Below are 15766 nucleotides of genomic sequence, written 5' to 3' on the forward strand. Positions count from 1 at the left end.
ATTACTAACTTGTTAAGGCTACAGCCGTGAAAGGAACGATGATGAAGACATCCAAGATAGCCACTTTACTGCTGACAGGCGTCATCACGGCGTTGCTGATCCTGAGCGGATGCAGTCTGGAGATCAACCCGGCGGCACCGGAGAACAACAGCACCCCAGCGAGCACCAGCGGGGGGAACCTTCGGGTCGTTTTTCTTGATGTAGGGCAGGGAGCTTCTCAGCTTATTATTTCCCCTTCCGGTAAAACGATGCTGATTGATGCGGGGAACAATGACAAAGAAGAGCTGATGCTGCAATATATGGAGCAATTCGGCATCACCAAGCTCGATACGGTTATCGGAACTCATCCGGATGCCGACCATATCGGCGGGCTGGATGCGGTCATTAACCACATTCCGGTGGGCCGCATTTATATGCCGAAAGCACAGGCCAATACGAAAACGTTTGAATCCGTTCTGCGTGCCGTAAAAAATGCCAAACTGAAGGTACAAACGGCGAAGGCCGGGATCTCTTGGGATATGGACGATGAGGTTCATGTCGATATGCTGGCGCCCCGCAAAAGTTATGACGACTCGAATAACATGAGCGCTGTGGTGAAAATAACGTACGGCCGCACTTCTTTTCTGTTGACCGGTGACGCGGAGGCGGACAGTGAACGGGATATGCTTGACGCCGGAACGGATCTGCAGGCGGATGTCATGCTGGTGGGGCATCACGGCTCCAAATCGTCGACCACGCTCGCATTTCTCAAACGGGTTCATCCGAAGTATGCGGTCATACAGGTAGGTGCAGACAATACATACGGCCATCCGAAAAGCGTCATTCTAAACCGGCTGAAGCAGCAGGACGTCAAGGTATACCGTAACGATCTTCAGGGAACGATTGAAGCGGAGTCGAATGGGCAGAAGGTAACATTCCGAACGGAAAGGTGAGAACGATGACGGGATATGTCGAAGGCTATGAAGGACCGTATTGCCGCATTGAAGTGGATGGTAACATCCAGGCCGTACCCCGTGAACAAGTGGATCCTCAAGTGAAGGCAGGAGACGCTGTGGAACTGAAGGACGGAAAATGGGTGACCGATCCGGCTGCAACCAAACGGCGCACGGACGAAATCAAAAAACTGATGGACGATGTTTGGGAATCATAAGAAAAACGTCTATCGATGTACCTTCAAAGAAGACAGACCGCGTTTAGAGGAAGTTTTTCTTGCAATATCAGGAAGGAATGGCTCTGCAATTTATGCTTTCTGATATTATAAAAAAACTCTTCGCCGGATGATGTGCTGATCGATCTTGCTCATCATCCCGAAGAGTTTTTTTGTATGATCAGGCGCTTCCTTTGGCACTGACCTTATGCGGTGGAACAAAACAGCACCGGCACCGCGGCTCGTAATCATCGGAATCCCCGATCATGATTACCGAGCCCAGCGGAGCGGGATGGCCGTTGACAATCCGCTGTGTGAACACGGCTTCCGGGCTGCCGCATACCGCACAAAAGGCGGTCAGCAGCTGGATGTCGTCGGCCATGGCCAACAGCCCGCCTATGTAGCCGAATTCTTTTCCACGATAGTCCAGATTCAGTCCGTCCACGATGACATGCTTCCCGCTGTATGCCAGCTCTTCCACCAGGCCAAGGATCGGCTTGCTGAAGAACTGAACCTCGTCAAAAGCGACCACATCCGCGTCAGCGGTTTCCGCCAAAATTTTGGCGGTGATGTCAGCGGTCAACTGCCGCGGAATGGAGATGGCTGGCAGCCGGTATCCGATCCGGCTTACGATTTCGTCCTTCGCGTAGCGCTGATCCTCCTCGGGCTTGTAAGCCACCAGCTTTTTCCGCCCGTATTGGATCAGTTTTTGGCACCGGCGGATAAGTTCACCCGATTTTTCGCTAAACATGGGTCCCGTAATTACGGTAATCCGTCCTTTATTCACGTTCAGCCTGCTCCTTTCCCGTTAGCATAACCCGTTCATGTTCTATATGATGACAAAACACGAAAAATTGCGACTTTTATAGAGTACCACAATTAAAACGGACATGGCTACAAAAATAACCGAAAGTGGCGTGCAGGCGTTTGGCCGTGGTATGGTTAATTATAAGAAGGATCGAATGAGCATTTGGAGGAGACGGCATCATGCAGGAAAAAATAGAAGCTTATAAAGCAAGGATCGCTGAACTGACAGCAGAGCTCGGCAAGGATCCGCAAGTGGAAGATCTGGTCAGCAGTCTGCTCGCGGACCTCGAAGAAGCGGTTCAGCAAAACCATAAACTGCGGCTCACGCTGCTGAAGTCTTCATCGAAGGAATCACGGATGTCCACCAAGCTGAGAGAGGCGCTGTACGAATAATTTATCCGGTCCGGTTCATGTCTAGTCGCTTGCTGCAGCTTTTGCGGCAAATTGGGATACACCAATTCACACGATCCGCTATATCCTAAAGTGAGCAGGAATACATTGAAGCGGGGTGATTGGGTGAACCGGTCCATGGATAACAAGAAACGGCGCAAGCCGGCAAAACCGGTTGTAAAGTATGCCAAAGCCGGCGTGCCCCCGCCGAAATTGAGCCCGCAGCAAATCGCCATCATTGCGGGATTACTGAACAATTTCTTTGTGGTCGAATCTGTGCTTTACAACCGCGATAACGAGCTGAAGGTCGTCTTAACGAGCAGAACGCTGACGAATCTTCCGGTGCTGGGGAATCCGGAGTACGGATTGGTGAAGGAGGACATCGTTCTAGACATTATCGCCAGCGAAACCGATCAAGATTCGGACCAACAACAAAACCCCGTTCTGAGATAAATCTGCAGTCCGGGGTTCTTTGTTCGATTCCTGGTCTTGGAATCCGGCATTATGATGATTGTACGGGTGGTTTGGGCTTGCGCTTCTCCTTGAAACGTGGCCCTACATAGTTTCGTTTGCGGTCCCGGAACAGAATCCAGCCGCCGAGAAAGCTCATCCCTGCCACGAACAGGAGCAGGCCGAGCACAAAATGTCCCCACGCAAACGACGGATGGGCGACGCTCGCATCGCCGTGGAGCGAATAATATTCGAATACCGCATCTTTCATAAACAAAAATCCGGTCATTGCCGCCAGTCCCGGAATGACGAGGATCAGGATGGCGATAAAGCGGGAAATAATCAGTTTCATGAAAAATCCCTTCCTGTTGGCCTGTTTTAGTCCACTATATCATAACTCGTCCGGCGAATCTTTGTCTATTTCCGGACATGTGATAACATTTTGTAATGCGGTGAAAACCGAGTACAATATAAAAGCGATGGAGTGCTTCTTACTCCGGGCACAACTTGTCATAAGTTATGCGCCAAATGGTTTCAATATAAACATGTTAAGATGGGGGATGGACAATGACAATATCATGTGACGTAGCCGTTCTGGGCGGCGGTACCGGCGGTTATGTGGCTGCAATCCGCGCAGCTCAGCTGGGCAAGGAAGTCGTTATTATCGAAGCGGACAAGCTGGGAGGAACATGCCTGCACCGCGGCTGTATTCCAAGTAAGTCTTTGCTGCGGAGCGCGGAAGTATACGCAGAGATTAAAGAAAGCGAGAGCTACGGCATCGAAACAGCAGGGGCCGCACTCAAATTTCCGAAGGTTCAGGCGCGGAAGGAAGCGATCGTAGATCAGCTGCACCAAGGTGTTCAATACCTGATGCGTAAAAATAAAATTCAGGTGGTTCATGGAAAAGGGCGGGTCATCGGTCCTTCCATTTTTTCGCCGAAAAGCGGTGCCGTTGCTGTGGAGCTTGCGGATGGGGAGATGGAGACGGTTGTTCCGACGCATTTGATTATCGCCACAGGCTCCCGTCCAAGAGTGCTCCCTGGACTTGAACCCGACGGAATACATATTTTGACCAGCGACGAGGCACTACAAATGGATGAACTTCCGAAGTCCATCATCATCGTCGGCGGCGGCGTGATCGGTGTCGAATGGGCTTCGATGCTGAACGATTTCGGCGTGGAGGTCACCGTCGTGGAGGCGGCGGGCCAGCTGCTGCCTGCAGAAGATGAGGAGGTGGCCCGTGAGCTTCAGAAGTCGTTTTCGCGCCGGGGCATCAAAATGTTTACCGGGGCCCAGCTGCAGACGGAGACATACGAAGCAGCGGATCACCAGGTGCACATCGATGTGCGTGTTGGGGAAAAAACCGAACGGCTTCAAGCGGACAAGCTGCTTGTGTCGATCGGCCGCCAGGCGAATGTGGAGAACATCGGTCTGGAGAACACGGATGTCCGGGTGGAGCGCGGTTTTATCGCTGTCAATAAACATTATCAAACCGGCGAATCCCATATTTATGCCATCGGCGACGTCATTGGCGGACTACAGCTCGCGCATGCGGCAAGCCATGAAGGAATTGCGGCCGTCAACCATTTGGCAGGAGAAGAAGTTCACCCGGGGGATGCGGATCTGATTCCAAGGTGCGTGTACACCAGACCCGAAGTGGCCAGCGTCGGCATCACCGAGAAGGAAGCCCGCAGCCGCGGATTCGAGGTCAAGGTCGGCAAATTCCCGTTCCAGGCCATCGGGAAGGCATTGGTACAGGGGAGCAAGGAAGGATTCGTAAAAGTAGTAGCTGATCCTAAGACAAACGACATTTTAGGCGTGCAAATGATCGGAGCCCATGCGACCGACCTGATCAGCGAGGCGGCATTGGCCCAATTTTTGAATGCAACTCCTTGGGAGATCGGACAGATGGTGCATCCGCATCCGACGCTCTCGGAAATTTTGGGCGAGGCGATGCTGGCGGTAGACGGCAAATCCATCGGAATGTAAGACCAAAATTTACAATCGGTTCTTTTCTTTTCGCCGTGGTTATGATTATAATAGGGTTAAGCCAAGTCTTAGTACCAGGTTTTAATAGTAGATCAGGGACAGACTGCAGGCTCTAAAATAAGGAGGTACCTCCCATGAATGATCAAGGTACTGTTCACACGCCACATGAGCATGAGCAGCTTGGACTCACCAATGGCCAAGTCATCGACATGTACAGATATATGCTGCTCGGGCGCAAATTTGACGAGCGTAACCTGCTGCTGCAGCGGGCTGGCAAGATTAACTTTCACGTATCGGGAATCGGCCAGGAAGCGGCCCAGGCCGCTGCGGCGTTTGCGCTGGATCGGGAAAAGGATTACTTTTTGCCTTATTATCGCGACTATTCATTTGTGTTATCGGTAGGAATGACTCCGTACGAGCTGATGCTGTCGGCCTTTGCGAAGGCTGACGATCCGAACAGCGGCGGGCGGCAAATGCCTGGACACTTTGGCAGCAAGCGGCTGCGGATCGTAACGGGCTCAAGCCCCGTCACGACCCAAGTGCCCCACGCCGTAGGCGTAGCCTTGTCCGCCAAGATGAGAAAACAGGATTTCGTTTCGTTTGTCACTTTTGGCGAAGGCTCGAGCAATCAGGGGGACTTTCACGAGGGAGCCAACTTTGCGGGCGTTCATAAGCTGCCTGTGATTTTTATGTGCGAAAACAACCAGTATGCCATTTCGGTACCGCTTCATAAGCAAATCAGCGGCAAAGTTAGCGACCGTGCGCTTGGCTATGGGTTTCCGGGCATCCGGGTGGACGGCAACGATGCGCTTGCGGTCTACAAAGCCGTGAAGGAAGCGCGTGAACGTGCTATCCGCGGTGAAGGACCTACGCTGATTGAAGCCATGATGTACCGCCTGTCTCCGCACTCCACCTCGGATAACGACTTGGCGTACCGGACCAAAGAAGAAGTGGAAGAGAACTGGAAAAAAGACGGCATTGTCCGTTTTAAACAATATTTGATCAGCTGCGGCATTTGGGATGAAGAAAAGGATGCGGACTTGCAAGCACAGTTGGCTCTTGAGATCAAGGAAGCAACCGACTTGGCCGACAATGCTCCGTTCCCGAAACCCGAGGATACGCTGAAGCATGTGTATGCGGGCGATAGCGAAGAGGGGGTATACTAATGGCCGAAATGGAATATATCGATGCGATTCGTCTGGCAATGAAAGAAGAAATGGAAAAAGACGAAAACGTGTTTGTCCTCGGTGAGGATGTCGGCGTTAAAGGCGGCGTGTTCACGACGACCAAAGGCCTGCAGGACCAGTTCGGCGAGGAGCGGGTCCTCGACACGCCGCTGGCGGAATCCGCCATCGCCGGCGTTGCGATCGGCGCGGCCATGGTCGGCATGAAGCCGATCGCGGAAATGCAGTACTCCGACTTCATGCTGCCGGCAACGAACCAAATTATCAGTGAAGCCGCGAAAATCCGCTATCGTTCCAACAACGACTGGAGCTGTCCGGTCGTCGTTCGTGCGCCGATCGGCGGAGGCATTTTCGGGGGATTATACCATTCCCAATGCCCGGAATCGATCTTCTTCGGCACCCCCGGTTTGAAAATCGTAGCGCCTTTTACCGCCTATGACGCGAAAGGACTGCTGAAGGCTGCGATCAACGATCCGGACCCGGTGCTGTTTTTTGAAAATAAAAAATGCTACCGCATGATCAAGGGCGACGTGCCTTTGGACGACTATACTGTACCGATCGGCAAAGCTAACGTGCTGCGCGAGGGAACCGACATCACGGTCATCGGCTACAGCATGCCGCTGCACTTCTGCCTTCAAGCCGCCGAAGAGCTGGAGAAAGAAGAAGGCATCTCGGCCCATATTCTGGATCTGCGCTCCCTGCAGCCGCTGGACCGTGACGCCATCATTGAGGCCGTCCGCAAAACCGGAAAGGTGCTGATCGTACACGAGGACAACAAAACGGGCGGTGTGGGCGCCGAAGTGTCCGCCATTATTTCGGAAGAATGCCTGTTCGACCTCGATGCGCCGATCAAGCGGCTGTGTGGTCCGGACGTACCGGCCATGCCGATCAGTCCGCCGATGGAGAAGTTCTTTATGCTGAGCAAGGATAAGGTCAAGCAAGCCATGCACGAACTGGCGGTTTATTGAGAATTGCCGTATGAAGGAGTGAAAATATGTCAAATCAAAAGTTTACCGATATGGTGATGCCGCAGCTGGCAGAATCGCTCGTGTCCGCCACCATCGCCAAATGGCTGAAGCAGCCTGGCGATAAGGTGGAACAGTATGAGCCGATCTGTGAGGTCATCACCGATAAGGTCAACGCGGAAATCCCGTCCACCGTGGACGGGATTATGGGGGAATGGGTCGCCGAGGAAGGCCAGACTGTCGCCGTCGGTGAGGTCATCTGCCGCATTGCGGCGGCAGGCGCTGCGGGGTCTCCGGCGGAGGAACGGCCGCAGGCGGAGCCGCGTACTACACCGGCCCTAGTACAGGCTGAAGCCTCTGGAGACCAGTCCATGCGCGGCCGGTATTCTCCAGCGGTGCAAAGCCTGGCAGCCGAGCATGGCGTGAATTTGAGCGCCGTCCAAGGAACCGGCATGGGTGGACGGATTACCCGCAAGGATGTCCTTGCTTATATCGAAAACGGCGGTGCGGCAGCGGAAGCCGGCCGGGCTGCCGAAGCTCCGGCGAAGAAAGAGGTTCATTCTCCGTTCGTAGGGCTGCCGCATGCCAATCCTGCGGTCCGTCCGGAACAGTACATCCCGGTTCCGCCGGCATCCAGCCGGCAGTCAGGTTTGCATATGACCGAGTCGCCGCGTATTCCGGCCGTGGAACTCGAGGACCAGAACGGGCGCGCCGAGACGATGATCGACGTCACCCCGATCCGCAACGCCATTGCGACGAACATGCGCCAAAGTGTGTCGGAAATTCCGCATGCCTGGACGATGATCGAGGTCGACGTAACCAACCTGGTGCTGCTGCGCAACAAATTGAAGGATGAATTTAAGCGCAGAGAGGGCTATAATTTAACCTATCTGGCGTTTCTTCTGAAGGCTGTGGTCAATGCGATCAAGGATTACCCGATCATGAACTCGGTCTGGGCGGTCAACAAGATCATTGTGAAACGGGACATCAACATTTCCCTCGCCGTCGGGACGGAAGACTCCGTCATGACGCCGGTTATTCAACGGGCCGACCAGAAAAACATTGCCGGTCTCGCCCGTGAAATCGAAGAACTGGCGACCAAAACGCGGCAGGGCAAGCTCAAGCTGGAGGATATGCAGGGCGGCACCTTTACGGTGAATAATACCGGGTCGTTCGGTTCGATCCTGTCTTACCCGATTATCAACTATCCGCAGGCGGCCATCCTGACCTTCGAATCGATCGTGAAGCGGCCTGTCGTGATCAACGACATGATCGCCGTCCGTTCGATGGCGAATATCTGCTTGTCGCTGGACCACCGGATTTTGGACGGAGTCATCTGCGGACGCTTCCTGCAGCGCGTGAAGGAAAACGTGGAGGGCTATACGCTGGATACCAAAGTTTACTAATGAAAAGTCTTTGAAAGCTTGGTCATCATCTGAAAGGGCGTGAAGCAGTCATGACAACCAAACTTGAAGTATCCTATACGCCGATGATGGATTATGGTGCGGCCTGGGATTTGCAGAAAAGCATCGTCAGCCGCATAGACCTTGGAGAGCAGCAGGAAACCCTGCTGCTCTTGCAGCATCCACCGACGTATACGATCGGATCGCAGCGGCATCCGGAGCATCTCTTGCTCAGCAAGGAACAGCTGGAGCAGCAGGGCATCGGGCTGTTTGAAATCGACCGCGGCGGCGATATTACCTATCACGGTCCGGGGCAGCTGGTCGGGTATCCGCTGCTGCTGCTGGCGGGCAAGGAAGGACTGGATCTGCACGGCTATTTGCGCAATCTGGAGCAGGTCATCATCAATTACCTTGCGCATTACGGGATCGAGGCAGGCCGCAAGCCCGAATATACGGGTGTCTGGGTAGGCGATCTGAAAATTTGCGCTATCGGGGTCAAATTCAACAAGTGCAAACACCAAAGAGGGTTCGTGACCAGCCACGGGTTTGCCTTCAACATAACGTCCGGCATTCAAAACGAAGGCTTTCAGGGCATTATACCGTGCGGAATTCAGGAGTATGGCGTCACGTCGCTTGAGGACTGCATTGGAAAGCCGATCGCGGTCGAGCAGGTGGCGGAGGAGATTGTTCCGTTCTTTACCGAGATATTCGGATTTGAGGCCGTTTCAGCCCGAGGGGCAGAGGAAAGCCCGCTGAAATCAGCGGGCTATTAAGGACTCGACGAGCCCAAAGACGACGGATCCGACCATGGCAATGAGCATGAGGTATACAAAAACGCGAAACCATTTTTTTCGTTGCATAAATAGCTCCTTTATTCATCATTAATGAAGGCTCGATGCCGAGCCGGGACAACCTATGTACTATTGTAACTTAACGCCGAAGGAGAGGAAAGTCCATTGATTAAACAAGACCGTTTGATACAGGAGTTTATGGAATTGGTTCAGGTGGACAGCGAAACAGGCCATGAAGCGGAGATCGCCGCGCTGCTCAAGCAGAAATTTACACAGCTTGGACTGGAGGTCGTTGAAGACGACTCCCAGGCCAAAACCGGACATGGCGCCGGCAACCTGATCGTGACCTGGAAGGGGGAAGGCAGCGCGGAAGCTCCGAAGCTATTGTTCACCTGCCACATGGATACCGTAGCCCCGGGTAAAGGGATCAAGCCAATTCTGGGAGAAGACGGTTGGATCCGCAGTGACGGGACGACGATTCTGGGGTCGGACGATAAAGCGGGCCTGGCGGTTCTGCTTGAGACGATCCGCGTGATCCAGGAGCAGCAGCTTCCCCATGGACAGATCCAATTCGTAATTACTGTCGGTGAGGAGTCCGGACTGCTGGGAGCACGTTCGATGAATCCGCAGCATTTGGATGCTGAGCTTGGATTTGCTCTCGATTCCAATGGAGAGGTCGGATCGATTGCCGTTGCGGCACCAACCCAGGCTAAAATTCAAATGAAGATTTTTGGCAAATCGGCGCATGCGGGCGTGAATCCGGAAGACGGAATCAGCGCCATTCAGGTCGCCTCCAAAGCGGTGTCGCGAATGAAGCTGGGCCGGCTCGACCAGGAGACGACGGCCAACATCGGTAAATTTTCCGGCGGTGGAGCGACCAATGTGGTGTGCGATTTTGTCCAGCTTGATGCGGAAGCGCGCAGCATCGTTCAGGAAAAGGTCGATCAACAGATCGCCCACATGCGGGAAGCGCTCGAAACGACCGTCCGCGAGTTCGGCGCCCAGTGTGAGTTCCGGAGTGAAATCGTGTATCCAGCGTTTAATTTCAACGAAAACGATCCTGTGGTGAGCCTGGCCAAACGTGCAATAGAGCGCCTTGGACTGAGCGGAAGAGTGTTCCGTTCGGGCGGCGGCAGCGACGCCAACATTTTCAACGGGCTTGGAGTTCCTACGGTGAATCTGGCCATCGGCTATGAGGATATACATACGACGAAGGAACGGATCCGCGCGGAGGATATGGTCAAAGCGGCTGAAATGGTGCTCAGCATCATTCAGGAAACCGTCAAATAAAGCTTTAACCCTATACAGCAGAATGAACCTGCACAAACAGGCTGTTCCATGCATGCGGCAAACCGCGCTGGAACAGCTTTTTTGCTGGGCTCATCCTTCTTCGCGGGCCAACTACAACGGGTAAGCTTACAAGTTAGTGAACATAACGCCGGCGATCCGCGGCAGGATGATTTCTGCGCTGTGCCGGGGTCCATACCGTATGCCAGCTGGTGGATTGGATAATTTGCAGGGCCAGGGTGATATTCGTCAAATATTCGTCAATTTGAAAATACAGATCACTTCCGATCACTTGACGTTCCTGTCTGTGATCCAAAGAGGTACGGGTCTCCTCCAGGAAGCAGGAGGCTGCCGCAAACCGTGCCATGGAGTGGGACGGATCCGTTGCATAGATCGACTCGAACAGCTGCGCTGCTTTGGCGAAGTCACCTTGATCGTACAGCATTTCAGCGGCGATAAAGCAAAGTTCGAGCGAGCTCTGGCTTCTCTCGTGCGTCGGAATTCCTTCCAGTTGGTTCAGGAGCGTTTTGGCCTGTTCCACATAGCCCTCCCGGTAAAGGGTATAAATCAATTCGCTGGATTCATGGAACGAGGGTTCGGGCTGAAGGGACATCCCCATGTCCACCATGCCGAGCACGATCGCGGACTTGGCTGTTTCCAGCCGGTTAAACCTGGACAATTCGGGCAATCCCCCGCCCTCCTGAAGCGCACGGCAGCACAAATACGCCGCATGGGATGCGGTAACAGAATGGGAAGCTGATTTGACCACGACCTTGTCCGGATCCATCGTGCGCTGCGTCAGCCGCGCGTGCGCTTCCTTGAATTGATGGGTGTGAATAAGGCACAAAATATAAATGAGTTGAAGAGATTCATTGAACCGTACGTCATCCGTATAACGGCTTAGGATGCCAAAGGCTTCCTCATACGCGCCCAGATCCGCCAGCGTTTGGCCGACCTGCAGTTCGGTCGTGTCTGAGGGCGGGACCATTTCCAGAAGTCGCCGGCATATTTCCGCATCTGTCTTTCCGGCGTCGTAGAGCAGTGCTCCCCATTCCGCGAGCGTTTTCCGATGATGCTGTCCTAGATTGACCGCCCGGCGGAAAGCTTCTTCGGCTTCCTCGGTACGGCTGCATGCATATAAGAGCCTTCCGTACTCGAGCCATCCCTGCGCTTCGTCAAAGCTTTCAGCATGGGGCAAACTTCCGGAGTCATCATGTGCATGCGTCAGAGCCGTTCGAATGTGCGTCATCGCCTCACTGTTGTGTCCGCGCGATTTATACCATAATCCCAGCTTAAAATGCAGGGACGGGGAATTCGGGTAAGCTTGCAGCAGCGTCATCAATTCATCTTTGGTCATAATTGTACCCTCCAATATATAGAACAACCTGGTGAGTGAATAGTTGGCGGGAATGCTAAAAAAATGTTTAAAAAGTTAAATCGCATATCGTTTTCAGATCATATCCGAAAAACCTGGGGATTTCGGGTGATATTAAAGGACAAAGATTCATCCGTCCCTTAATGATCCCGCCGGGAGGACGCGAGCGATTGCAAAATGTGCTGCAGCGGCGTGTCGGGGTTCCATTCCTTTTGCAATTGGCGGAGCATGATTTTAATCTGCCAGGCCCGTCCTACCATATGGACCGAGTTCGCTGTACGGTAACTTTTCATGAAGGGATCCCTCTTTCCTTGGGGTGAAGTTTGTTATAATAAGACCATATGTGTCAGCATGGCCAAAAATGCTAGGTTTTAAATATAAGAGGTTGTTGAGCACGTACTATAAGGAGGATCATAGAATGAAAGAGTCTTTGCCACATATGAAGAAACCGTCCAAACATCTCGAGGAAGAGACCCTGTCCACCGAATCTATTTTTCAGGGAAAGGTCGTATCGTTGCAGATTGACAAGGTCCGGCTTCCCGACGGCAAGACGGCTACACGGGAAATCATTCGCCACCCCGGTGCGGTAGCTGTTCTGGCCATCAAGGATGACCGGATCATTCTGGTCGACCAGTATCGCCAGGCCATGGGACGGTGCGAGCTTGAAATTCCGGCAGGGAAGCTGGAGCCAGGGGAGGACCCGATGGAAGCGGCTAAGCGCGAGCTTGTGGAGGAAACGGGGTATACATGCGGCCGCCTGGAGCTGCTGCATTCCTTCTATACTTCGCCCGGGTTTGCTGATGAGGTGATCCACCTCTACGTGGCTCATGAGCTTCAAGAGGGCGATGCGGCGCCGGATGAAGACGAGTTCGTGGAGCTGCTGGAATTGACGATGGAAGAGGCGCTTGAGGCGATTTCGCAAGGCCGGATCAGCGATGCCAAGACACTTATGGCAGTGTACGCCTGGAAGCTGAACAAGCTGACGGGTGAATTCCGCGTATGAGCAGTCCGGAACGTGTCAGTCACCAAGAGCTTGCATACGAGTCGGATATGTTGAGCGAATACTTTGCGGATCTGCACATCCATATCGGCAGGACGAACGACGGGCATGCGGTCAAAATCAGCGGCAGCTCCAATCTGACGTTCGCGAACATCGCCAAGGAAGCGTCGGAGCGCAAAGGGATCGAGCTGGTGGGCATTATCGACTGCCACTCGCCGGTCGTCCAGAAGGACATTATCGACTGCCTGGAATCCGGTGAAATGAATCAAGTGCATGGCGGTGGGATCGCCTACCGGGGAACCACGATTCTTCTTGGTTCCGAAATTGAAATCTATGAACAGGGAAGAGGCGCTGCGCATCTGCTCGTTTACTTTGCGGACCTGTCGACGATGCAGCGCTTTACGGCCTGGATGTCAGGCCATATGAAGAACGTAAACCTCAGCTCACAGCGCATTTACGTTTCCGGACGGGAGCTGCAGGCTAAGGTGTACGGCATGGGAGGCATCATGATTCCCGCCCACGTGTTCACTCCGCATAAAGGCCTGTACGGCAGCATGACGCCGCGAATGGAGCATGTGCTCGACCCGGGGCTTGTGAGCGGAATCGAGCTTGGGCTGAGCTCCGATTCGGAAATGGCCGGACTGATATCGGAGCTCGATCCGTATACGTTTGTAACCAACTCCGACGCCCATTCCCTGGGTAAAATCGCCCGCGAGTACAACCGGATCCGTTTGGCGGAGCCGACCTTTGCCGAGTTCCGCAAGGCGATGGAGAGGGCGGACGGCAGGTGCGTGACAGGTAACTACGGCCTCAATCCGCGCCTGGGCAAGTACCACCGTACCTATTGCCATGGTTGCAGCCGCGTGTTGGACATCGAACATGGGGGCGCAGGCTGCCCGTTCTGCGGCAGCACCAAGCGGGTACAGGGGGTGCTCGACCGGATCCTCGATATCGCCGACCGCAAGGAGCCGTACATGCCTGCCTTCCGGCCTGCATATCATTACCAGGTCCCGCTTGAGTTCATTCCGGGCCTCGGCAAGGCCAAAATGAAGCTGCTGCTGGAGCGGTTCGGTACGGAAATGTCGATTCTCCATCATGCGGCTGAAACAGAAATTGCCGAGGTTGTGGGCACCGATTTGGCGCGGATGATCGTCATGGCCAGAAACGGTACCCTGAAGCTGACCTCGGGCGGAGGGGGAACTTACGGGAAAGTGGAAGGGACGTCCGTGTCCAAGACATAGTTTGGGACTTGCCTTCATACAGTAAGGGTATGCGAATGGAAAGGGGAGAAACTGCATGCGAGCTTTCCGCCATGCCCTGAAAGAACAAAACATCCTGTATATTTTTGTCGCCGTACTGTTTCTGGTTGGAGTCATCTTCGGCGCGCTCATGGTCAATGCTCTTTCCCTTGAACAGCAGCAGGACTTGGGACGGTATTTGGGCAATTTTTTCGTAACCGTGAATCAGGGAGCGGAGGCCGGCCAGCCTGCGCACTCCTACTGGGACATCGCCGGGCTGCATTTGAAATGGGTTGGTCTGATTTGGATTCTCGGCCTGTCGGTCATCGGCCTGCCGGGCATTCTGATCCTCGATTTTTTGAAAGGCGTTCTGGTCGGCTTTACGGTTGGCTACCTGGTTGGCCAGTTTTCGTGGCACGGTCTGCTGTTTGCGCTGGTGTCGGTAGCTCCGCCGAACCTGCTTATCATTCCGGTTCTGATCGTTTGCAGCGTATCGGCGATCGCCTTTTCGCTTCATATTATTAAAAACCGGGTGATGCTCCAGCGTCCGGGCAACATTACCCGCCCATTTGCATCGTATGTCGGGATGACGCTCGTCATGGGCCTGATCATGCTCGGCATCTCCTCATTTGAAACCTGGGTGACTCCCACGATGATGAGATGGGTGACGCCCATGCTGATCCACGCTCCGGCCATCACTGGCATGTGAGGCAAAAGCGTTTGACTTTGTTTGGCAACTCCCCATATAATGAGAGAAGCGGTTATAGATAGGTGCAGAGATTTTCCTGTGGGGAGGGAGACAATGGAAGCACGGATCGATAAAATCAAACAACAATTACAATCCCAGGGCTATAAGCTGACACCCCAGCGGGAAGCTACCCTCAGAGTACTATTGGAGAATGAAGAAGACCATCTGAGTGCGGAAGACGTATTTATGCTTGTGAAAGAAAAGGCTCCGGAAATCGGTCTGGCAACCGTGTACCGTACCTTGGAGCTGCTGAGCGAGCTGCATGTCGTCGAGAAGATCAACTTTGGCGACGGTGTGGCCAGATACGATCTACGCACCGATACGGCCAAGCATCACCATCATCATATGATCTGCGTGAAATGCGGGAGCATGGATGAGATCCGCGAGGACTGGCTTGGACCGCTGGAAGAGCGGGTTGAACGGGAATTCAATTTCACCGTTTCGGACCACCGTCTTGATTTCCACGGGGTATGCTACCGCTGTAAGGCGAAGGAAGACAACGGCGGCAGCGATGACAAGTAATCATACAACGATTTTATAATATGATCTTGACGATCAAAGCTCTCTGCCCGGCATGCTGCCGGAAGGGGGCTTTTTTGGTCGGGGCGTCCTGGGGCATACATAAGGACAAACGTTCATATGCTGGATATAGCAAGGATGAACGGGAAGGAGAGGCGTCTCCTTCAAGAATGTGAGGTGCTTCCGGGATGATCATTCCGCTGCGAAAATGGCTGTCCGTGCTAAAGTTTCTGATCGTGTTCGTTTCTTTAGCCTATATGTTCTACCATGTGCTGACCCTGTTCACTGCTTGGATCACGCCGGTGGACCATTACCGCATTCCGGAGGGTCATGCCGTCAAGGCGTTCCAGTCCGGTGACGGGAAGCAGGACGGTGAGCGGATGGGGGACAGGCTCCGTTTTTATTTTTGGTATGGTGAATAATGCCTCCGGCAGGGGACGTCCTCCCTGCTGTCGAAGTAGAACAGGACGAAG

20 protein-coding genes are annotated in these 15766 nt (G+C 53.7%); 15 read left to right on the forward strand and 5 right to left on the reverse strand.

What is annotated here, in order from left to right:
• Window positions 1–38 precede the first annotated feature (38 nt).
• Together ABID47_RS02625 and ABID47_RS02630 are read left to right on the forward strand one after the other, a co-directional pair.
• Window positions 39–932 carry a ComEC/Rec2 family competence protein gene (locus tag ABID47_RS02625; RefSeq protein WP_354494835.1) on the forward strand — a complete coding sequence of 298 codons (894 nt, stop codon included), beginning with the start codon at window positions 39–41 and terminating at the stop codon, window positions 930–932.
• A gap of 5 nt (window positions 933–937) precedes the next feature.
• Window positions 938–1150 (forward strand): DUF3006 domain-containing protein, encoded by a 213-nt coding sequence (locus tag ABID47_RS02630; protein WP_152398329.1) that lies wholly within the window; start codon window positions 938–940, stop codon window positions 1148–1150.
• A gap of 178 nt (window positions 1151–1328) precedes the next feature.
• On the opposite strand, the gene ABID47_RS02635 is transcribed toward ABID47_RS02630, so the two are convergent.
• Window positions 1329–1934, reverse strand: a complete 606-nt coding sequence (locus ABID47_RS02635) for a thymidine kinase (RefSeq protein ID WP_084203876.1) — start codon at window positions 1932–1934, stop codon at window positions 1329–1331.
• A 200-nt stretch (window positions 1935–2134) separates the two neighbouring features.
• Here ABID47_RS02635 and ABID47_RS02640 point away from each other — a divergent pair, with 200 nt between their 5' ends.
• Window positions 2135–2347, forward strand: coding sequence for a hypothetical protein (locus ABID47_RS02640; RefSeq protein WP_076170030.1), 213 nt, complete (start codon window positions 2135–2137; stop codon window positions 2345–2347).
• A 135-nt stretch (window positions 2348–2482) separates the two neighbouring features.
• The gene (locus ABID47_RS02645; protein ID WP_116229654.1) at window positions 2483–2797 is read left to right on the forward strand and encodes a hypothetical protein; all 315 of its coding nucleotides are present in this window, start codon (window positions 2483–2485) and stop codon (window positions 2795–2797) included.
• A gap of 49 nt (window positions 2798–2846) precedes the next feature.
• Here the strand turns inward: ABID47_RS02645 and ABID47_RS02650 are convergent, their stop codons facing one another.
• Window positions 2847–3146, reverse strand: a complete 300-nt coding sequence (locus ABID47_RS02650) for a DUF2627 domain-containing protein (protein WP_076170032.1) — start codon at window positions 3144–3146, stop codon at window positions 2847–2849.
• 215 nt (window positions 3147–3361) lie between these two features.
• Between ABID47_RS02650 and lpdA the strand changes: the two genes are divergently transcribed.
• From lpdA to lipB, 5 genes are all read left to right on the forward strand, one after another.
• Complete coding sequence (gene lpdA / locus ABID47_RS02655) at window positions 3362–4783, forward strand: dihydrolipoyl dehydrogenase (protein ID WP_354494837.1); 1422 nt, start codon at window positions 3362–3364, stop codon at window positions 4781–4783.
• 134 nt (window positions 4784–4917) lie between these two features.
• A complete protein-coding gene (locus tag ABID47_RS02660; protein ID WP_116229656.1) occupies window positions 4918–5949 on the forward strand; it encodes a thiamine pyrophosphate-dependent dehydrogenase E1 component subunit alpha in 1032 nt (343 codons plus the stop codon).
• The gene (locus ABID47_RS02665) at window positions 5949–6935 is read left to right on the forward strand and encodes an alpha-ketoacid dehydrogenase subunit beta (RefSeq protein ID WP_354494839.1); all 987 of its coding nucleotides are present in this window, start codon (window positions 5949–5951) and stop codon (window positions 6933–6935) included. Before ABID47_RS02660 ends, ABID47_RS02665 begins: the two co-directional genes overlap by 1 nt.
• Before the next feature lie 26 nt (window positions 6936–6961).
• A complete protein-coding gene (locus ABID47_RS02670) occupies window positions 6962–8338 on the forward strand; it encodes a dihydrolipoamide acetyltransferase family protein (protein WP_354494841.1) in 1377 nt (458 codons plus the stop codon).
• A gap of 50 nt (window positions 8339–8388) precedes the next feature.
• Window positions 8389–9108 carry a lipoyl(octanoyl) transferase LipB gene (lipB, locus tag ABID47_RS02675; protein ID WP_354494843.1) on the forward strand — a complete coding sequence of 240 codons (720 nt, stop codon included), beginning with the start codon at window positions 8389–8391 and terminating at the stop codon, window positions 9106–9108.
• Here the strand turns inward: lipB and prli42 are convergent.
• Window positions 9094–9195: a stressosome-associated protein Prli42 gene (gene prli42, locus ABID47_RS02680; protein ID WP_105444651.1), complete on the reverse strand. Its 102-nt coding sequence runs from the start codon at window positions 9193–9195 to the stop codon at window positions 9094–9096. The two genes, lipB and prli42, sit on opposite strands and share 15 nt — an antisense overlap.
• Before the next feature lie 96 nt (window positions 9196–9291).
• Between prli42 and ABID47_RS02685 the strand changes: the two genes are divergently transcribed.
• Window positions 9292–10416, forward strand: coding sequence for a tripeptidase T (locus ABID47_RS02685; protein WP_354494845.1), 1125 nt, complete (start codon window positions 9292–9294; stop codon window positions 10414–10416).
• A 133-nt stretch (window positions 10417–10549) separates the two neighbouring features.
• On the opposite strand, the gene ABID47_RS02690 is transcribed toward ABID47_RS02685, so the two are convergent.
• On the reverse strand, window positions 10550–11770 hold the full coding sequence (locus ABID47_RS02690) for a tetratricopeptide repeat protein (RefSeq protein WP_354494846.1): 1221 nt from the start codon (window positions 11768–11770) through the stop codon (window positions 10550–10552).
• Between the two features lie 158 nt (window positions 11771–11928).
• The gene (gene mciZ / locus ABID47_RS02695; protein WP_076170040.1) at window positions 11929–12081 is read right to left on the reverse strand and encodes a Z-ring formation inhibitor MciZ; all 153 of its coding nucleotides are present in this window, start codon (window positions 12079–12081) and stop codon (window positions 11929–11931) included.
• A 125-nt stretch (window positions 12082–12206) separates the two neighbouring features.
• Between mciZ and ABID47_RS02700 the strand changes: the two genes are divergently transcribed.
• From ABID47_RS02700 to ABID47_RS02720, 5 genes are all read left to right on the forward strand, one after another.
• Window positions 12207–12791, forward strand: a complete 585-nt coding sequence (locus tag ABID47_RS02700; RefSeq protein WP_354494848.1) for an NUDIX hydrolase — start codon at window positions 12207–12209, stop codon at window positions 12789–12791.
• A 47-nt stretch (window positions 12792–12838) separates the two neighbouring features.
• Window positions 12839–14029, forward strand: a complete 1191-nt coding sequence (locus ABID47_RS02705; protein WP_354495692.1) for an endonuclease Q family protein — start codon at window positions 12839–12841, stop codon at window positions 14027–14029.
• A 55-nt stretch (window positions 14030–14084) separates the two neighbouring features.
• Window positions 14085–14735 carry a stage II sporulation protein M gene (spoIIM, locus tag ABID47_RS02710; protein ID WP_105444654.1) on the forward strand — a complete coding sequence of 217 codons (651 nt, stop codon included), beginning with the start codon at window positions 14085–14087 and terminating at the stop codon, window positions 14733–14735.
• Window positions 14736–14828: 93 nt separating this feature from the next.
• Entirely contained in the window at window positions 14829–15296 is a 468-nt protein-coding gene (gene fur / locus ABID47_RS02715; RefSeq protein ID WP_076170043.1) for a ferric iron uptake transcriptional regulator, read from the forward strand.
• A 185-nt stretch (window positions 15297–15481) separates the two neighbouring features.
• On the forward strand, window positions 15482–15715 hold the full coding sequence (locus tag ABID47_RS02720; protein ID WP_089548078.1) for a DUF4227 family protein: 234 nt from the start codon (window positions 15482–15484) through the stop codon (window positions 15713–15715).
• Window positions 15716–15766: the final 51 nt, after the last annotated feature.

Origin of the sequence: Paenibacillus favisporus (genome assembly GCF_040545415.1) — a bacterium.
GTDB lineage: Bacteria > Bacillota > Bacilli > Paenibacillales > Paenibacillaceae > Paenibacillus_AQ > Paenibacillus_AQ favisporus.

Coding starts and splice junctions, on each gene's coding strand:
- ABID47_RS02625 (WP_354494835.1), top strand. CDS start 39: ATGATGAAGACATCCAAGATAGCCACTTTACTGCTGACAGGCGTCATC.
- ABID47_RS02630 (WP_152398329.1), top strand. CDS start 938: ATGACGGGATATGTCGAAGGCTATGAAGGACCGTATTGCCGCATTGAA.
- ABID47_RS02640 (WP_076170030.1), top strand. CDS start 2,135: ATGCAGGAAAAAATAGAAGCTTATAAAGCAAGGATCGCTGAACTGACA.
- ABID47_RS02645 (WP_116229654.1), top strand. CDS start 2,483: ATGGATAACAAGAAACGGCGCAAGCCGGCAAAACCGGTTGTAAAGTAT.
- ABID47_RS02650 (WP_076170032.1), bottom strand. CDS start 3,146: ATGAAACTGATTATTTCCCGCTTTATCGCCATCCTGATCCTCGTCATT.
- lpdA (WP_354494837.1), top strand. CDS start 3,362: ATGACAATATCATGTGACGTAGCCGTTCTGGGCGGCGGTACCGGCGGT.
- ABID47_RS02660 (WP_116229656.1), top strand. CDS start 4,918: ATGAATGATCAAGGTACTGTTCACACGCCACATGAGCATGAGCAGCTT.
- ABID47_RS02665 (WP_354494839.1), top strand. CDS start 5,949: ATGGCCGAAATGGAATATATCGATGCGATTCGTCTGGCAATGAAAGAA.
- ABID47_RS02670 (WP_354494841.1), top strand. CDS start 6,962: ATGTCAAATCAAAAGTTTACCGATATGGTGATGCCGCAGCTGGCAGAA.
- lipB (WP_354494843.1), top strand. CDS start 8,389: ATGACAACCAAACTTGAAGTATCCTATACGCCGATGATGGATTATGGT.
- prli42 (WP_105444651.1), bottom strand. CDS start 9,195: ATGCAACGAAAAAAATGGTTTCGCGTTTTTGTATACCTCATGCTCATT.
- ABID47_RS02690 (WP_354494846.1), bottom strand. CDS start 11,770: ATGACCAAAGATGAATTGATGACGCTGCTGCAAGCTTACCCGAATTCC.
- mciZ (WP_076170040.1), bottom strand. CDS start 12,081: ATGAAAAGTTACCGTACAGCGAACTCGGTCCATATGGTAGGACGGGCC.
- ABID47_RS02700 (WP_354494848.1), top strand. CDS start 12,207: ATGAAAGAGTCTTTGCCACATATGAAGAAACCGTCCAAACATCTCGAG.
- ABID47_RS02705 (WP_354495692.1), top strand. CDS start 12,839: ATGTTGAGCGAATACTTTGCGGATCTGCACATCCATATCGGCAGGACG.
- spoIIM (WP_105444654.1), top strand. CDS start 14,085: ATGCGAGCTTTCCGCCATGCCCTGAAAGAACAAAACATCCTGTATATT.
- fur (WP_076170043.1), top strand. CDS start 14,829: ATGGAAGCACGGATCGATAAAATCAAACAACAATTACAATCCCAGGGC.
- ABID47_RS02720 (WP_089548078.1), top strand. CDS start 15,482: ATGATCATTCCGCTGCGAAAATGGCTGTCCGTGCTAAAGTTTCTGATC.